This window comes from Streptomyces sp. NPDC054872 (assembly GCF_053610705.1).
This window is the reverse complement of sequence record NZ_JBSGYY010000034.1, coordinates 85,410-102,787: the sequence shown is the minus strand read 5'-3', so window position 1 is coordinate 102,787 and position 17,378 is coordinate 85,410. Positions and strand designations below refer to the sequence as shown.

The 17,378-nt window shown below is 69.9% G+C and carries 16 protein-coding genes; 3 read left to right on the top strand and 13 right to left on the bottom strand.

Features of this window, described 5'->3' with window-relative positions:
• Positions 1–123: 123 nt before the first annotated feature.
• From ACWGIH_RS32790 to ACWGIH_RS32735, 12 genes are all read right to left on the bottom strand, one after another.
• The gene (locus ACWGIH_RS32790; RefSeq protein WP_453448809.1) at positions 124–795 is read right to left on the bottom strand and encodes a response regulator; all 672 of its coding nucleotides are present in this window, start codon (positions 793–795) and stop codon (positions 124–126) included.
• Positions 792–2,078 carry a sensor histidine kinase gene (locus ACWGIH_RS32785; RefSeq protein WP_453448810.1) on the bottom strand — a complete coding sequence of 429 codons (1,287 nt, stop codon included), beginning with the start codon at positions 2,076–2,078 and terminating at the stop codon, positions 792–794. The genes ACWGIH_RS32790 and ACWGIH_RS32785 overlap by 4 nt, the downstream gene beginning before the upstream one ends.
• A gap of 36 nt (positions 2,079–2,114) precedes the next feature.
• Positions 2,115–2,915, bottom strand: a complete 801-nt coding sequence (locus ACWGIH_RS32780; protein WP_453448811.1) for an ABC transporter permease — start codon at positions 2,913–2,915, stop codon at positions 2,115–2,117.
• Complete coding sequence (locus ACWGIH_RS32775) at positions 2,912–3,847, bottom strand: ABC transporter ATP-binding protein (RefSeq protein ID WP_453448812.1); 936 nt, start codon at positions 3,845–3,847, stop codon at positions 2,912–2,914. The genes ACWGIH_RS32780 and ACWGIH_RS32775 overlap by 4 nt, the downstream gene beginning before the upstream one ends.
• A 110-nt stretch (positions 3,848–3,957) precedes the next feature.
• A complete protein-coding gene (locus ACWGIH_RS32770; protein WP_453448813.1) occupies positions 3,958–5,511 on the bottom strand; it encodes a type IV secretory system conjugative DNA transfer family protein in 1,554 nt (517 codons plus the stop codon).
• Between the two features lie 3 nt (positions 5,512–5,514).
• Positions 5,515–6,945: an ATP-binding protein gene (locus ACWGIH_RS32765; protein WP_453448814.1), complete on the bottom strand. Its 1,431-nt coding sequence runs from the start codon at positions 6,943–6,945 to the stop codon at positions 5,515–5,517.
• 17 nt (positions 6,946–6,962) lie between these two features.
• Positions 6,963–8,522: an SCO6880 family protein gene (locus tag ACWGIH_RS32760; RefSeq protein WP_453448815.1), complete on the bottom strand. Its 1,560-nt coding sequence runs from the start codon at positions 8,520–8,522 to the stop codon at positions 6,963–6,965.
• Positions 8,519–9,874, bottom strand: coding sequence for a hypothetical protein (locus tag ACWGIH_RS32755; RefSeq protein WP_453448816.1), 1,356 nt, complete (start codon positions 9,872–9,874; stop codon positions 8,519–8,521). Before ACWGIH_RS32755 ends, ACWGIH_RS32760 begins: the two co-directional genes overlap by 4 nt.
• Positions 9,864–10,703, bottom strand: a complete 840-nt coding sequence (locus ACWGIH_RS32750) for a hypothetical protein (RefSeq protein ID WP_453448817.1) — start codon at positions 10,701–10,703, stop codon at positions 9,864–9,866. The genes ACWGIH_RS32755 and ACWGIH_RS32750 overlap by 11 nt, the downstream gene beginning before the upstream one ends.
• Positions 10,704–10,899: 196 nt before the next feature.
• Positions 10,900–11,208 (bottom strand): hypothetical protein, encoded by a 309-nt coding sequence (locus tag ACWGIH_RS32745; RefSeq protein ID WP_119293922.1) that lies wholly within the window; start codon positions 11,206–11,208, stop codon positions 10,900–10,902.
• 236 nt (positions 11,209–11,444) lie between these two features.
• Entirely contained in the window at positions 11,445–13,163 is a 1,719-nt protein-coding gene (locus ACWGIH_RS32740; RefSeq protein WP_453448818.1) for a hypothetical protein, read from the bottom strand.
• 511 nt (positions 13,164–13,674) lie between these two features.
• On the bottom strand, positions 13,675–13,896 hold the full coding sequence (locus ACWGIH_RS32735) for a hypothetical protein (protein ID WP_453448819.1): 222 nt from the start codon (positions 13,894–13,896) through the stop codon (positions 13,675–13,677).
• A gap of 93 nt (positions 13,897–13,989) precedes the next feature.
• Here ACWGIH_RS32735 and ACWGIH_RS32730 point away from each other — a divergent pair, with 93 nt between their 5' ends.
• Together ACWGIH_RS32730 and ACWGIH_RS32725 are read left to right on the top strand one after the other, a co-directional pair.
• Positions 13,990–14,742: a TetR/AcrR family transcriptional regulator gene (locus ACWGIH_RS32730; protein WP_453448820.1), complete on the top strand. Its 753-nt coding sequence runs from the start codon at positions 13,990–13,992 to the stop codon at positions 14,740–14,742.
• 149 nt (positions 14,743–14,891) lie between these two features.
• Positions 14,892–15,527 carry an NADPH-dependent F420 reductase gene (locus ACWGIH_RS32725; protein ID WP_453448821.1) on the top strand — a complete coding sequence of 212 codons (636 nt, stop codon included), beginning with the start codon at positions 14,892–14,894 and terminating at the stop codon, positions 15,525–15,527.
• Between the two features lie 22 nt (positions 15,528–15,549).
• Here the strand turns inward: ACWGIH_RS32725 and ACWGIH_RS32720 are convergent, their stop codons facing one another.
• The gene (locus tag ACWGIH_RS32720) at positions 15,550–16,269 is read right to left on the bottom strand and encodes a DUF4232 domain-containing protein (RefSeq protein WP_453448822.1); all 720 of its coding nucleotides are present in this window, start codon (positions 16,267–16,269) and stop codon (positions 15,550–15,552) included.
• Between the two features lie 321 nt (positions 16,270–16,590).
• Here ACWGIH_RS32720 and ACWGIH_RS32715 point away from each other — a divergent pair, with 321 nt between their 5' ends.
• Positions 16,591–17,235 carry a dihydrofolate reductase family protein gene (locus ACWGIH_RS32715; protein ID WP_453448823.1) on the top strand — a complete coding sequence of 215 codons (645 nt, stop codon included), beginning with the start codon at positions 16,591–16,593 and terminating at the stop codon, positions 17,233–17,235.
• Positions 17,236–17,378 lie beyond the last annotated feature (143 nt).

Here is a 17,378-nt window from a genome sequence, read left to right as displayed (position 1 = left end):
CTGCAGGGGGGACCCTGTGGGAGAGTAGGACGCCGCCGAACTATTATTAACGGGAAACCCCCGCACCCTCTGGGTGCGGGGGTTTTCTGCGTTCAGGGCCCATTGCGCCGCCGTGCCCACCATTCACTCCGGCCTCACCAATTTCGTGTCGTACGCCAGAATGACCGCCTGAACTCGGTCCCTCGCCCCCGTCTTCGCGAGAATGCGTCCCACGTGCGTTTTCACCGTCGACTCCGCGACGTGCAGCCGGCCCGCGATCTCCGTGTTCGTCCAGCCCTGCCCGATGACCGTGAGGATTTCGCGCTCCCGTTCCGTCAGTGAGGCCAGGCGTGGGTCCCGGAACGGGTCGGTGTCCTCGCCGGGCCGTGGCGGCAGGTGTTCGGCGTACGCGTCGAGGAGGCGGCGGGTCAGGCTCGGGGCCACGACCGCGTCTCCCGTGGCGACCGCTCGGATACCCGCGAGGAGCTCCTCCGGCATCGCGTCCTTGATGAGGAAACCCGAGGCTCCCGCGCGCAGGCCCGCGTACGCGTACTCGTCGAGGTCGAACGTGGTGAGGATCAGGACGCGGGTGCGGTCGCCCGCGGCCACGATGCGGCGCGTGGCCTCGATGCCGTCGAGGCCCGGCATGCGGATGTCCATCAGGGCGACGTCCGGGTGGAGTTCGGCCGCCATACGGACCGCTTCGCTGCCGTTGCCGGCCTCTCCCACCACCCTCATGTCGTCCTGGCTCTCCAGGAGCATGCGGAAGCCGAAGCGTTGCATCGGCTGGTCGTCGACGATGAGTACGGTCGTCACTGAGGGGAGTCCTTGAGTTCTTCGGGAAGATGGAGTCTTACCTGCCAGCCGCCTGCCGGTTTCCGCAGTGGGCCCGCCTCAAGTGTCCCGTCGTACAGCGCCGTTCGCTCGCGCATTCCCGTGAGACCCCGGCCGGGCGCATCTCCGGGTGAGGGGCCGGGGGATCCGGTGGGGCCGGCCCCCGTGCCCGTGTCCGTCACGGTCGCCCGTACCCCGTCGTCGCCGTACACGACCTCCACGTACGCCGTCGCCTCCGGGCCGCCGTGCTTGAGGGTGTTCGTGAGGGCCTCCTGGACGACGCGGTAGACCGTCAGCTGGCGGCCCGCAGGCAGGGAGTCCGGGCGGCCGCGCACCGTGCTGCGGACCGGAAGCCCCGCGGCCCGTACCCCGTCGATGAGTTGGTCGAGGTCGGTGAGGGCGGGCTGGGGAGCCAGGGCGGCGGCGTCGGGGGCGTCCTCGCGCAGGACGTCCAGGAGCCGGCGCAGTTCCGTCAGGGCCTGGCGGCTGGTCGTGCCGATGGCCGTGAGCGCCTGGGCGGCACGTTCCGGGGACTTGGCGGCGGCGTACGAACCGCCGTCCGCGAGGGTCGTGATGACCGAGAGATTGTGGCCGATGATGTCGTGCATCTCCCGGGCGATGCGCGTGCGTTCGGCGTTGGTGGCGAGCTGCGCCTGCTGGTCGCGTTCGACTTCGAGCTGCCGGGCGCGTTCGACGAGGGCCTCGGTGTAATCCTGGCGCGAGCGCACCGCGATGCCGAGGAGGGCGACGAGGGCGTACGCCCACACGTACGGGACGATCTGCTGGTCCCAGCTGTTCTCCGGGTAGCGGAACGCGCCCACGACGAGCGGTGCGGTCATCATGAGGCCCGCACCGCCCAGCGTCTTCAGGGGCAGCCACATCGCGACGCTGAACAGGACGATCATCTGGATCAGCGAGGCCTGGAGCATGGCACCGGTCCAGCTGCTGACCAGGCTCGCGGCGACCATGACGGTGAGGGCCGCCATCGGGCGGCGGCGACGCCACAGCAGCGGTAGCGACAGCGCGGTACTGAGCAGGAGGACGAGCCAGCCCGGCACGGCCGTGTTCGGCGCGGTGTTGCGCCAGCCGCCCGCGGCGTCGACGAGGGCGGCCACCACGAAGAAGCCGGTGACCAGCAGGTCCCAGACGAGCGGGCGGCGCCTGTCGAAGGCGCGCACCCGCTGTGTCGAACGCTGGAGGAGCCGGGTGAGGGGATGCGGCGCGGTGCGGGGCTCGTCGTGCGGCGCGATGCGTGGCTCGGTCACGGCCTCATCCTCGTACAGGAGTTGAACGTTCGGGCGTCATACGTCGCGACGCTTGAGCAGCACGGATGCCGCGGCGATGACCGCCGCCGCCCAGAGGGCGAGCGTGATCAGGGCCGTGCCCGGCGCGATGGTGTTCTCCACCCGGGCCACCGATCCGAGGGCGCTCGCCGCCTGGGCGGGGAAGTACTTGACGGCGGTGTCCACGGCGCTGAACGGCATCATGGTCACGACCTCGGGCAGGACCAGGACGGCTCCGACGAAGGCACCGATGGCGCCGGGCACCGAGCGGAACAGGGCGCCGAGGCCGAGCGCGATGAGGCTGAGCAAGGTGAGGGCCGCGGCGCTGGACGCGAGGGCGCCGAGCACGCCGGAGTCGGTGAGGGACAGTTCCTTGTCGGTGCCGGAGAGCCAGATCTGGGCGGTGAGGAACGTGACGACGTTCGTCACGAAGCACACCGTGAAGGCGACCGCCGTGAAGAGGCCGGCCTTGGACCACAGGACGGGCAGGCGGCTCGGGACGGCCGCGAGCGATGCCCGGATCATGCCCGTCGAGTACTCGCCCGCGGTGACGAGGATGCCGAGGACGGCGAGGCAGATCTGGGAGAGCTGGGTGCCGAAGAGGGTGAAGACGATCGTGTCGATCTCGGCGTCGTCCCCGTCGTAGGTGACGCCCATCGTGATGCCGACGGCCAGGACGAGGGCGCCCGCGGTGAGCAACGTGATCCAGGTCGAGCGGAGCGTCCACAGCTTGTGCCACTCGGAGCGCAGGACGCCCTTGGTGCTCAGCCGGTACGTCGACGGGGCCGGCCTGGTGGGGGTGAGAGTGCCGGTGCTCATGCTGCGGCTCCTTCCGGCTGCGGTGCGATCGACGGGGTGACGTACTCGACCGAGTCCCGGGTGAGGTCCATGAACGCCTGCTCCAGCGAGGCGGTCTGCGGGGTCAGTTCGAAGAGGGGGATGCCGTTGCGCGCCGCGGTGCGGCCGATGTGTTCGCCGTCGGTGCCGCGTACGTCGAGGACGCCCGGCGCGTCACTCGTGACCTGTACGCCCGGCTCGGCGAGCAGCTCGGCGAGGAGGCCCGCCTCGGGGGTGACGACCTTGACGGAGCCGGTGCCCGACTCGCGTACGAACCTCTCGACCGTGGTGTCCGCGAGGAGCCTGCCGCGCCCGATGATGATCAGGTGCTCGGCGGTCAGCGCCATCTCGCTCATGAGGTGCGAGGAGACCAGGACCGTACGGCCCTCCGCGGCAAGGGACTTGAGGAGATTGCGGATCCACAGGACGCCCTCGGGGTCGAGGCCGTTGACCGGCTCGTCGAGGATGACCACCGCGGGGTCGCCGAGCAGCGCGGCCGCGATGCCCAGACGCTGGCCCATGCCGAGCGAGAAGCCCTTCACGCGCTTGCGGGCCACCTCGTGGATGCCCACGAGGTCCAGGACCTCTTCGACGCGGCGGCGTGGGATGCCGTGCGTGTGGGCCAGGGCCATCAGGTGGTGGAAGGCGGTGCGGCCCGGATGGACGGACCGGGCCTCCAGGAGCGCGCCCACTTCGTGCAGGGGCGCGGTGTGCGTCGCGTACGGCCGGTCGCCGATGGTGGAGCGTCCGCGGGTCGGGGCGTCCAGGCCGAGGAGCATCCGCATGGTGGTGGACTTGCCCGCGCCGTTGGGGCCGAGGAAGCCGGTGACGGCCCCGGGGCGGACGGTGAAGGAGAGATCCTCCACGACGGTCTTGTCGCCGTAGCGCTTGGTGAGTTCGTATGCCCGAATCATGCTTCTGATGCTGGCGTCCGCGGGGGCGCGGGGCGTCGGACCAGGGGCGGGATGAGGGCGGCGGGGGTAGTACCGCGGTAGGACAGGGACCCCGAGAGCTTCGTCCGTGCCTATCCGGGGAGTTCCGCGTGCGGCCAGCGGGTGCGGGCCTGCTCGCGGGAGCGGAGGAGGGCCAGGGTGGGCAGGCCGCGGTCCGCGCCGGTGGACAGGAGCTCGGGGAGCTGGGGGAGCGGGGCGACGGCGGCCACGTCGTCCAGGACCAGCGTCATTGGTGGGTCGAGCCGACCGGAGGATGACCGTTCGGCCATGCGCCGGCCGTGCTCGACCACGCTTGAGGCGAGAGCCGTGAGGAGCGGCATCGCGCCGGGCCCTTGGGGCGACTTGGGGTCCTCGATGGGTTCACCCACCACAAAAAGCGTGCCCCCTTCATCGATGAAGGAATCCAAGGTGAGGGCATCGGTTCGGTTTGGGGTGCACGATTCCCGTACGTTCAGGGTGAAGAGGGCGGAGAGCGCCCTCGCCGTCAACTCCTGTGCCATGTCCCGGCGTTCCGGATACGCGGTGAGTGCCGCCTCCAGCTCGCCCCCGGATCCCGAGGCCGCCCTCTGGTGGGTGCGGAGGATGCGGACCGCGTCCTGGACGCCCGTTCCCTGGGCCCAGCGGTGTACGTGCTTGATGGGGCGGCCGTCCACCGCCGCGGCGTGCAGGAAGCTGCGGAGGAGGGTTTCCGCGGTGTCGGCGACGGTGCTGTCCAGCTTGGCGCTGGGCCTTATGGCGGCCAGCAGAGCGGTGGCTCGGTGGGCCGCTGTTTCCTTGTCCTCGCAGTTGGCCGTGGGGGACCAGTGCATTCTTGCGGGGGTGTCGCAGAGGTGGGAGGGGTCGTAGACGAGGACTGGGCCGAGCTTCGCGCGGGCGTCCTTGGTCTCTTCCCACAGGGTGGGGTCCGAGGTGAGGATCAGGGCTGCGCTTTCCGCGTCGCGGATGGCCTGGATCGCGTGTGCTCGGCGGGTCTCGGCGGGGCCGAGCACCAAGGGCGTACGGGGGGTGGGGACCGTGGCTGTTTCTGCCCCCGGCGGCTCGGTGCCATACCCCACGGTGGCCCTGAGGCCCTCGTCATCAGCCCCCGGCGGTGTGGGCACAGTGGGAGCAGCTGCGGGGACGGCCTCGACGGGAGCCGCCTCGACCGGAGCCGGAGCCGGAGCCGGAGCCGGAGTCTGAGCCGCCTCCGCCGGAGCCTGCGTCTGTGGCGGCTGTGCGAGGCGGGTCTCGCGCCTGGCCCTCCGTACCGCCCGCCACCGCGTCACCGTCCCCATGACGAAGATCGTCAGGACCACGAGCACCATCAGCTGGCCGATCAGCAGGCCCCAGAACAAGCCGTAGCCCGTGAGTTGGGTGGCCGGAGTGGCCGGCCAGGCGCCCGCGATGTCGTGCGGCTGCTGGAGCAGGTGCCGCATCGCCACCGGCGTATTGCCGAAGGTGACGTTCTTGGGCCAGGAGCCGTGCGAGAACAGGCCCGCGAGGCCCGTGGCCGACCAGACCAGGACCGTCAGGCCGAGCACGAAGGCGAGGCCGCCCACGAGGAGGCCGTCGGGGATGCCTCGCTCGCGTGACTCGCGCCGCCCGCCCCGGTAGCCGTGCTCGGGCTCAGGCCCCCGGTATCCCATCGCTCATGCCACCCCGGAACGCGACGACGAAGGACCGTTCATCTGCTGCTCCATGTATGCCGCACGCTCCTCCGCCTCCAGCTCCGCCGCCCGCAGCGCGTCGTCGCCGAGCAGCTGGTCCGCCGCCTCCACCGACGATTCGGTCATGGCGCGGTCGGTGAAGACCAAGGGGCGTTCGGTCTCGGTGATCAGGTGTTTGACCACCTGGACGTTGCCGTTCACGTCCCATACGGCGATGCCGGGCGTCAGGGTGGGGATGATCTCCACCGCCCAGCGCGGCAGGCCGAGAACGCGGCCCGTGGCTCTGGCCTCGTCCGCCTTCTGGGCGTAGATGGTCCTCGTGGAGGCCATCTTGAGGATCGCGGCGGCTTCCTTGGCCGCCGCTCCGTCCACCACGTCGCTCAGGTGGTGGACCACCGCCACGAAGGAAAGACCGAGCCGTCGGCCGAACTTGAGCAGCCGCTGGAAGAGCTGGGCGACGAACGGGGAGTTGATGATGTGCCACGCCTCCTCCACCAGGAAGATGCGCTTCTTGCGGTCGGGGCGGATCCAGGTGTGTTCGAGCCAGACGCCCACGATCGCCATCAGGATCGGCATCGCGATCGAGTTGCGGTCGATGTGCGAGAGGTCGAAGACGATCAGTGGGGCGTCCAGGTCGATGCCCACCGTCGTCGGGCCGTCGAACATGCCCCGCAGGTCACCGTCGACCAGGCGGTCCAGGACGAGTGCGACGTCCAGACCCCACGCCCGTACGTCGTCTATGGCGACGTTCATCGCTTCGGCGGACTCCGGCTCCGGGTGCCTGAGCTGTTCCACGATGTCCGTGAGGACGGGCTGGCGCTCCACGATCGTCTCGTTCACGTACGCGTGGGCGACCTTGAGCGCGAAGCCCGAGCGCTCGTCGAGCCCGTGCCCCATCGCGACCTCGATGATCGTGCGGAGCAGGGCGAGCTGGCCCGTCGTGGTGATCGAGGGGTCCAGCGGGTTGAGGCGGATGCCCATGTCGAGCGCGGCCGTCGGGTCCAGGCGGATGGGAGTTATCCCCAGCTCCTGGGCGATGAGGTTCCACTCGCCCACGCCGTCCTCGCCCTGTGCGTCGAGGACGACGACCTGCCGGTCCTTGAACCGCAACTGCCGCAGGACGTACGTCTTCTCCAGCGCCGACTTGCCGTTGCCCGACTCGCCGAGCACCAGCCAGTGCGGTGCCGGGAGCTGCTGGCCGTACAGCTGGAACGGGTCGTAGATGTAGCCCTTGCCGGAGTACACCTCACGCCCGATGATCACGCCCGAGTCGCCGAGGCCGGGGGCGGCCGTCGGCAGATAGACCGCCTGGGCCTGCCCCGTCGACGTACGCACGGGGAGTCTGGTCGTCTCCACCTTCCCGAACAGGAAGGACGTGAAGGCGTCCGTGAGGATGGTCAGCGGATCCCGCATCTTGGCAGCCCTCAGCTCTAGCGTCGGATGCCGGTCGCGAACGGCAGCGTGTTGACGAAGGCCCTGTGGTGCTCGCGGTCGCACCACTCCAGCTTCAGATACGACTTCCCGGCCGAGGCCCGGATGGTGCGCTTGTCGCGCGCGAGGGCTTCGGGGGAACGGGACGAGACGGTGATGTAGCCGACCAGATTGACGCCGGCCGCGCCGCTCGCGAGGTCCTCGCCGCGCTGGTCCAGACGGGAGTTCGAGGCGATGTCGCGGGGGTCGACCGTGCGGTTCATCTTGGCCTGGCGGCTGGCCTCCGCCTCGTCGTTCGTCTTCTCCGTCAGCATGCGCTCGATGGCGACCTCGGTGGGTTCGAGGTCCATGGTCACCGCGACCGTGCGGATCACGTCCGGGGTGTGGACGAGCAGCGGGGCGAGGAAGTTGACGCCGACGGGAGTCATCGGCCACTCCTTCACCCAGGCCGTGGCGTGGCACCAGGGGGCGCGGGTGGAGGACTCGCGGGTCTTGGCCTGGAGGTAGGTGGGCTCCATGGCGTCGAGCTCGGCCGGCCAGGCGTTGCGCTTCGTCATCGCCTGGATGTGGTCGATGGGGTGGTCCGGGTCGTACATGGAGTGCACGAGGGAGGAGAGGCGCCCCTGGCCGAGCGGCTGACGCACCCGGATGTCGGCTTCCTGGAGCCGCGAGCAGATGTCGGTCAGTTCGCGCGCCATGACGACCGCGAGACCGGCGTCCTTGTCGAGCCTCCTGCCGCCGTGCGGGCGGCTGGCGCGGGCCATCGCCTGGGCCTCGGCGGCCAGGTCGCGGGAGTAGTGCATGCAGGCGACGAGATACGCGCGGTGCTGCTCGCTGCTGGTGGACACCATGGACTGCAGCTGCTCGTACGACTGCTGCAGCCAGGGAAGTGCCCGGTCGTCGCCTCGTACGCTGACGTCCTTGGCGTGGGCGTCCGGGTCGGCGGGGAGGGTGCGCGCGAGCATCTGGAGCCGCGTCACGAAGCCGTCCCCGTTGGCGACGTGCTTGAGGAGCGTGCCGAAGCGGTCGACCAGGGCCTCCTGGTCCTCGGAGTCGCGCAGGCCGACGCCGGGGCCCTCGATCTCGATGGCGGCGGTGACGGTCCTCCGGTCGGCGTGAAGGAGTACGGCGATCTCGTCAGGACCGAAGGGTGCGGCCAGCCAGCTGATGCGGCCGATCCCCGGCGGCGGGCCGACCTCGATCTCCCTGCCGTCGAAGCGGATGCCCGCCTCGGGGGTGGCGGAGCGGTAGGCGGTGCCGCGCTTGAGGGAGCGCTTGTAGCTGCGGTTGATCTCGAACCACTTGAAGAACGTGCGGCCCTTGTAGGGGACGTAGACCGCGGCGATGCCCAGCATCGGGAAGCCCATGAGCAGCACGATGCGCAGGGAGAGGACAGGGACCAGGAGCCCGCACATCATCCCGACGAAGGCGCCGGCGATGATCAGCGCGATCTCACCGGTCTCCCGGTTCTTGCCGACGATCGCGTTCGGCCGCGCACGGCCGATCAGATATGTGCGGCGGGGCGCGACCGGATGGGACACGTGGGACTGGGTGGTCATGAACGCCCTTCACCTCCCGAGCGATTGGTGCCAGTGGAGCCATTTCCTGAGCCGCGGTTGCGCGCGTGCGGAGTGCTGGTCGCGGCGCCCCGGGGCGGGGGTGCGGCGGAGGGGACAGATCCGCCGCCGTTCGATGAGCCTCCGCCGCCGCCTCCGCTGGGGCGGCTGCTGTGGGCGGCGACGCCGCCGCTGGCGGGGTTGGAGGGCCGGGCCTGGTTGTTGCCGCCGCCTCCGCCGCCCCCACGGGAGCTGTGGGTCTTGATGCCCTGGGAGACGAGGGACGCGGGGGAGGTGATGACGGCCGCGGCGCGGTTCTCCGCACCCTGGGAGATGCGGTTGTTCCGGGAGCCCGCGATCTCGTCGCCGAAGCCGGGGACGAAGCGGTAGATCATGGCGCTCGCGAAGATGGCGAGCAGGATGATCGAGAGCCCGGAGACGACCGCCGAGAAGGCGTCGGGCCCGTCGTCGGCGGACAGCGCGCCGGCGAGGCCGAGCACGATGACGATGATCGGTTTGACGAGGATGACGGCGATCATGATCCCCGCCCAGCGGCGGACGTGCGTCCACAGGTTCTTGTCGACCAGACCCGCGTACACGACGGTGCCGAGCAGGGCGCCCACGTAGAGCAGGGCGGCCCGGATGACGAGCTCCAGCCAGAGGACGCCGGCCGCGAGGATCGACACGAGCGAGACGACGATCAGCATGATCGGGCCGCCGCCGATGCCCTCGCCCTTCTTCAGGGCTTCGGAGAACGTCCCGAAGAAGTTGTCCGTCTGGCCGCCGGTGGCCTTCGCGATGACGTCCGTGATCCCGTCGGCCGCCGAGACGACCGTGTAGAGGATCAGCGGCGTGAACGCGGAGGCGAGGACCGTCAGCCACAGGAACCCGATGGCTTCGGTGAGCGCGGTGGTGAGGGGGACGCCTCTCACTGCGCGTTTGGCGACGGCGAGGAGCCACAGGAGCAGGGTCAGGATGGTGGACGCGGCGAAGACGACCGCGTACTGCTTGAGGAAGCTGGCGTTCGTGAAGTCGACCTCGGCGGTCTCCTTCACGGCTTCGGAGAGCTTGTCGACGGTCCAGGACGCGGCTTCGGCGCAGCCCTTCGCCAGGGAGGAGAGGGGGTCGGCGGTGGAGTCCAGGGGGGCGTCGGTGGGGTACTTGTCGCTGTTGTCGCCGCTGCCGGAGTTCTGGCCTTTTTCGCAGTACTTTTTGGCGGGGCCCGCGATCAGCTCACAGGGGTCGTCCTTCGGCTCAGGGGCTGCGAAGGCACGGGTGGCCAGTAGCACCGTCGCAGTCTGTGCGGCCGCCACAACTCCCATGACCGTGAGCGCGCGGCGTGGGCTACCGGGCATACGTGAACCCTCCGTACTCCTTGACCGCCTTGCCGATGTCGTCGGCTCCGGAGATGGGGTTGTCGCCGTTCACCGGTGTCGGACCGGACTTCTGGCTGGACGCCAGGACCTTCCAGTCGTCGTCGTTCCACTTCAACTTCATCGTCACGGTGAACCAGCTGCCGGTGACGGGGTTGGTGGACTTCTCGCCGGTGAGCCCGAACAGGCCGCTGCACCAGACCTCGACGGTGGCCCCGCTGTCTCCGTAACTCGTGACCTTGGTGCCGACGGGCATCGTCCGGTTCACGAACGTGCTGCCCGCAGGGGCGGTGCCGTTGCTGCCAAGCCCGATCTTCTTCAGGAAAGCCTGGGAGTAGTCGGCGTCGAACCCGGTCTGGAGCTTGTTCACCGAGCTGGGATCCGCAACGGCCTGCACGATCTCGCGACGTTTGGCCTGATTGAACATCCCGTCAGAACCCAACGCTGACGCATAGTTCGCCGCAGCGGACTCCGCCCCCTGCTCACTCTTCGCGAAGCCCGAAGGGATGCCCGACGTCTTGCCGTCGACAGGCTTCTCCCCGGAGGGGGCGGTGGGATTCGCCTGCGCCTTTTTTCCGTCACCCTCTCCGGATGACGCCCCGCCGCTGTCCCCGCGGTTGGCGAAGGCGATGGCGGCGATCAGTACCACCACCACACCCACCACCGTCACGAGACTCCGTGACGAAGAACGGCTGGATCTGCGCGCTCCTCCGTACACATCCTGGCCGCCCCCCTCACCCTCGGGGAGGCGAGTCCGGGTCTCGCCGGAGCCGCCGTAGAGGCCGCCGTTTCGCTCGTCGTCGAGACTCATGCCGCGTACGCCCCCTCAACCTCTCGGTGTACCGCCACGTACGACGGTAGCCGTGCTGGTTCCCGCGCGGGCGCGGTGTGGTGACTCGACATCAGGGAGTTGCAACCTCAGCCGGTGGGCACGACGGATGGGTGGGTCGGAGGGGGACAGGGGGTGGGGGGACGGGGACGTAAGTGATGTAAGTGGGTCGCGGGGGCTAGACCGCCATGCCGTACACGATGGTGAAGACCGTGCCGAGGGACCCGATGATGAAGACGCCGGTCAGGCCCGCGACGATCAGGCCCTTGCCCTGTTCCGCGCTGAAGGTGTCGCGCAGCGCCGTCGCGCCGATGCGCTGCTTCGCGGCGCCCCAGATCGCAATGCCGAGACAGAGGAGGATGGCGATCGCCATCACGACCTCGATCATCACCCGTGCCTCGTTGCCCAGGCTCCCGAAGGGACCCCAGTCGGGGGCGATCCCGCCAATGATGGTGGTGATGTCGCCCTTTTCGGCTGCCATAAGCATGTGTAACTCACCGCCCCTAGTGGGTTGTTCCGTCACCTCTGCCTACCGCAGTACAGAGGACAGCTCATTCTCGCCGACAAATGGGCCAGTGCATGTCGACTTGGCGTCATTCGTTGGCTGAAACGTACGGTCACTCTGTGTATCACGGTGAGTGACGCCGGGCAATGACGGCCCGGCGAGCCCTCTGACCAGGTCTCATTCTGACCGGGTCCGGTGACGGAGACTCACATCATCGGTCATGGGCGCCTGTCGGGGCCATCCAGCCCCCGGAGGTCGCTCACGTCGTCGAGTCCGTCGAGCCCGTCAAGGCCGTCGAGCCCGTCGAGGTCTCCGAGGCCGCCTCCCGTCACGACGTACGAGCAGTCGGTGTAGCGGTAGCCGGGCTGGATCTTGCTGCCCTCGGTGTTGTTGCGGACGCTTCCCACGCTGCTCGCGTCGCGCTTGTAGAGGAAGTGGTAGTCGCCGGGGGGCAGCCGGAGCGTCTTCTGCGGGTACCCCTTGCCCGCCAGGCAGGCCTTCTTGCCCTGGGCCCTGCTGGTGTACGTCTTGCAGTCGCCGCACGCGGAGAGCTTGAGGCTGCCGGTGGTCGGGCCTGTGTAGAGGACCTCGAGCGGGCCGGGGCCGCCGTTCTCGATGACGTACGTGAGCCTCGCGCCGCCCGGTGACTTCGCCGGCGGCAGGCTGCCGCCCGCCGCCGGGCGGGCCGCGGCGATCTCGGCGGCGATGGCGATGTCCTTGGCGCGGTCGCGCTTGCCGTTGCTCTTGTAGGTCCCCGTGAAGTCGTTGAGGGTCTTGGCCGCCTGGCTGAACTTTCCGTCCTTGAATTCGTCCACGCCGCACGCGTAGACCCCCGACTCCACCGCGTTCGCGGCGTCGTCGGAGAGGCCGTCGCCCTTGCCGTCGGGCAGGGCCTTGGCGGTGGTGCCGATGCCGCGGAGTTCCTCGGTGGCCGTGCAGGGGTCGGAGCCCTTCAGGTCCGACGAGCGGGCGTCGATGGCGTCGCGGATGGCGGGCTCGACCTTGCCGGCCTGGTCGGAGTCGGGGAACGTGCGCAGGAGCTCGCCCAGTTCACTGCCGCCGGCGCTCCCGGCTGCCGCCGTGGAGGCGGTTCCGAGGCCTTGGCTGCCGCACTCGTAGAGGGAGGTCGCCAGGCGGTCGTCGGGCCAGGTGGCGAGGGTGCCCACGCGGTCCTTGCCGAGGGAGCCGGGGAGGGTGCGGAGGTACTTCAGGGGCTTGAGGGCGTCGCAGTACTTGCGCTCGCCGTACGGGGCGGCGACGGACTTGTAGTACGCGGCGAGGCTGTCCGGGACGCGCTCGGCGGCCTTGGAGTCCGGGTGGTCCTCGCCCAGGTCGCGGTAGATGGCGAGGGCGGAGCGGTAGTCGTCCTTGGCGGCGTCGAAGGTGCGGCCGTCGGCGGCCGTGACGAGCTTGTCGGCCTTGTCGAGCCGGTCGAGCAGCATCTGCTCCACGGCCTCGTCACGCGCGGCGTCGTACGCGATGACGCCGCCCGCGGGGACGGCCAGCAGGACGAGCCCGAGCCCGACGGCGAGCGGCGCGCGCAGCGGCCAGTGCTGGTGCGTACGGAGGGCGCGGCGGGCCCCGTCGGCGGCCGCGAGGACGAGGAAGGCCACGAACCCGACGAGTACGCCGCCGGGCACGCCGTCGACCTCGGCGGGGAGCGCCACGAAGAGGAGCGCGGCGGTCGCGGCCCAGCAGAGGGCGGCCAGGAGCCAGCGCTTCAGGAGGACGTAACCGAGGCCGAGGCCGGTGAGGTTCAGGAGCGCGGCGGAGAGGGCGCGCAGGGCGTCGGGGGCGGCAGGGGGCGGGGGCGGGGCCGCGGGGGCGCCTGCGGGCGGGCCGTACGCGGGCGGGGTCGTGGGAGGCGGGGGCTGGGGCGGGAGGAATGGCGGCGGTGCGGAGGGCTGGGAGGGCTGGGGTGAGGGTGGCGGTGCCATCGGGGGCGGTGTCATCGATGGTGGTGCCATTGGAGGCGGTGCCATCGGAGGCGGCGGCCCGTACTGACCCCCCTGGGGGGCGTCGGGCGGCGGAGGAGCGCTTGGCCCTGGGGCGGGCGCGGGGCTCCGGCTCGCACCCGGGTCATGGCCGCCGTCACGGCCGTGGTCCTGACCCTGCCCTGCCGGTGGCGCGCTCGGCGGGGCGTGGTCCTGCCCCTGCCCCTTCCCCTGCCCTGGCGTTGGCGCACCCGGTGGTGCGGGGTGCTGCTCCCCGCCCGCCGGACCGGCGCCGTGGCCGACGCGTTCCCCGCTCCCGGGGACCGCGTCGCTGGGCCCCCGACCGCCGGGTACGGCGTCGTTGGGCTCCGCCCCAGTGGCGTGCTCGTCCCCAGGTTGCATGCTCGGCTCCCCCCAGCCGTCACAACGCAGCGCCTTGATTTGCGCTCAATTCCCCAACGATCGGCGAAAGTTGGACACCCGTCAACAGGCAGTGCAGCGCTGGGTCGCACCGTCAGTCACGACGGCCGACGGCCTTCGCCTGCGAGTGGGACCAACCGGTGAGGAGTACGCCTGCGGTGACCGCGACGACGTAGGCGATCAGAAGGACCGCGAAGCCGCCGGGAAGCCCGCCGAGGAGGCCGGTGTGGTCGTGGTCGATGAGCAGTCGGATGAGGCCTTGCGCGGAGAAACACATCAGGATCGCGCCGAGGACCTGCAAGATGTCGTACTTCACGTTACGAACGTATCAGCGGGGTTTCAGAATTCCCGCCAACTAAAGGGCTTTGACCTGCATTACGTCACACATTCCAAGTTCTATAGTGGGGCCGTGCGTGATGAAAAGAAGGCCCGCTGCACGGTCTGTCGTGCCGGAATGAGCCCCGCGGGCAGGCGCGGCCGCCCCGCTCTCTACTGCTCCCGCAGCTGCCAGGCGAGGGCGTACCGCCAGCGGAAGCGACCCCCCGTCCCGGCGCCCGAGCGCCCCACGGCCACGTCCGACGCCCGCTCGCGCAGGCGCCGCCAGATCGCCGAGGCGGTGTGGCGCATCGCCGCGGAGCGGGGCCTGGAGGCAGCGAGCATGCGGGAGATCGCGGCGGAGGCGGGGGTGTCGCTACGGGTGGTCCAGTACCACTTCGGCAGCAAGCACCAGCTCCTCGTCGCCGCCCTGAACATGCTCCACCGCGAGAACGAACGCCTGGCCAGGACCCGCGTCCACTTCGACCCCGCGAACCTGCGCGGCGTACTGAGCGCGATGCTCGACGAGTTCCTGCCCCTGGACGCCCAACGGGCCATGGCGTTGCGGGTGTTCTCCGCGTACTACGCCCGCAGCCTCACCGATCCCGCCATGGCGGCGGTCTTCCTGAGCGACGACCACCCTCTGGAGGAACTCGTCGCCGGCTTCATCGCCACGGCCCAGGAGAGCGGCCAGACGGCTCCCGGCCTGAACGCCCAACGCGAGGCGGACCTCCTCGTGGCGGCCGCGGTCGGCCTGGGCGGGGACGTACTGCACGCCCGCCGCACCCTGAACGACGTACGCGCCACGCTGGACTACCACTTGGCCAAGATCTTCAGCGTTGGCTAGCGTCGCGCGTTGTGCCAGAAGTGCTGGGGTAACGGAGTCCGGGGTGGACTGGGGCCGGGGGTCGGGCCGATGGCTTACGTCCAGCGGACCAGCGGGGCAGGGACCTCTGGCGGATCCCATTTCGGGGGGTGCTCCCTAGCGTCGTCCGCATGCGAATTGGACTGCTTGGGACCGGGAATGTCGCTCGTGCGTTGGCCAGTGGCTGGCGGGGGGCGGGACATGATGTCGTGCTGGGGTCGCGTTCCCCGACGGTGCGGGGGGATGCCGAGGAGTTGGGTGGGTTTGCTGTCGTGGGCCTCGGGGAGGCCGCCGCGCATGGGGAAGTGGTGGTCAATGCCACGCCCGGCACGGAGTCGGTGGGGCTCCTGAAGGGGATCGGCGCGGCTGCCCTGGGCGGGAAGGTGCTGGTCGATGTCGGTGTCGGGTTCACCGAGAACATGGAGCTCTCCCACCCCAACTACAGCCTCAGCGAGGAGATTCAGGCCGAGTTTCCCGAGGCGCGTGTGGTCAAGACGCTCGTCACCATGGACTCCGTGGTGATGACGCATCCGGAGACCCTGGAGGAGCCGGGCATGGTCTTCCTCTCCGGTGACGACGCCGCCGCCAAGGTGACGACGCGGCAGCTGCTCGGCGACCTCGGATGGCCCGATGCCGCCCAGTTGGATCTGGGCGGCATCGGGACCGCGCGCGGGCAGGAGCATGCCGCGCTGCTGTTCATCGGGGTGGGCGATGCGATCGGCACGTATGGGTTCGGCTTCAAGGTGGTGCGTCCGCGGGCCGCCTGAGCAGGTGCCGCGGGCGGGGGTTTCAGCCCGCCGGGGAGTCGCTGACCTTGCCGACCGGGTTGATCTCCAGCTTGACGGCGCTCTCTCCGTCGGAGACCGGGAGCGTGCCCGCGGGCCAGTCGAGCGTGACGTGCTTGGTCTCGTTCGGGGGCGTCACGACGAGGCTGGTGATGCGTACGCCGGAGCCGCCCGAGTTGTTGTACGGGAACGTGATGTTGAAAGCGGCGGACTCGCCGTCCTTCAGGACCCCGGCCGTGGCCGCCTCACCGTTGCGGCTGACGGAGAGCGTGTCACCCGTGGACGCCGTCAGGTCGACCCCGGCGTAACCCTTGATGGTGCAGTCGCGGCCGCCGCCGTTCTTGAAGACGACGGTGACGATGCCTTCCGTCTTGTCGGTGGTGTTGTCGGTGGCGTTCACCTCGAGCTCGTCGGTGCGGCAGATGCCGACCTTCTTGGTGTCGGTTCCGGTGCCGGTTCCAGCGCTCGCACCGGAACCGGCGTCGTCACCGGTGCTCTTGTCGTCGCCCGTGCCCGCGGCTGACCCCTCGCCGCTTCCTTCACCCGAGGACTCCCCGGTGCCGCCGCTGTCCTTCTCCGTCGTATCCGCATCCGAGCCCGAGGCCGAAGCCGACGCGCTGGGCTTGGTGTCCGCCGACGCGTTGTCGTCGCCGTTGCACGCGGTGAGCGAGAGGGCGGCGACGAGGCCGACGACTGCTGCGACGGCCTTGCGGGTGTGCTTCATGGGTTCCCCCGGAGTAGTGCTCGGCTGTGGTGATCACAGCTAAGGGGGAGGGCTCAGGCAGCGGCAAGGAACGCCGGGGCATCCGGGACGCTGGAACGGTTGCAGGGCTCTGACCTGCATGAATGTGCCTTGCCTGGAATGGTGAGGTGGGATGATGCCGTGCCCACGAGGCCATGAAGCCATGAGGCAGGCCATGAGCCCACGAGCCCGCGAGAAAAAGATCCCGTGTCGCTGTCGATCCAGCCCCGCCCCGTTCGACGCACTGACGTGAGGCACCTCGCCCCACGAGGAACGCGAACACGACAGAACCCACGAGGACACATGAACCAGCTGCTCAGAGTCATGAACTTCAACGTCTCAAGCGACGGAATCGGTGCCGGTGAGCACCAGAGCCTTGAGAGCCCCTTCGGCCACGCCCACCCCGAGAAGCTGTTCGCCTGGGCCGGTGCCACGGCGAGCTGGCCCATGCGTGCCGAGCCCGGAGGGAGCCGCGGCCTCGACGACTACTTCACGCGGGACTTCGACCGCAACATCGGTGCCGAAATCATGGGCCGCAACAAGTTCGGCCCCCAGCGCGGGCCCTGGCAGGACCATGAGTGGTGTGGCTGGTGGGGTGACGAACCCCCTTTTCACACCCCGGTCTTCGTCATGACCCACCACGAGCGTCCTTCGATCACGCTCTCCGACACCACGTTCCACTTCGTCGACGCCGACCCGGCCACGGTCCTCGGGCGGGCGCGGGAAGCGGCGCCGGGCAAGGACGTCCGGCTGGGCGGCGGGGTCACCACCGTCCGGCAGTTCCTCGACGCCGACCTCGTCGACACCCTGCATGTGGCGGTCTCACCGATGGAACTCGGGTCCGGGATCCGGCTCTGGAATTCCCCCGATGAGCTGCTCGACCGGTTCCACCTGGAGGTCGTGCCCAGCCCGAGTGGTGTCACGCACCACCTGTTCTGGCGGAGGTAGGGCCGGCTCGCGGACCGGCCACCTCGGCGCCGTACGGGACGGGAAACTGCTCCGGGCGGAGGTTGGCGGTGGTCCCCCGCAGGCGCAGGTGCCGCATCTAGACTGATGGGCGGCGGACTCCCGCGCGATGAGGGGTGGTTGAC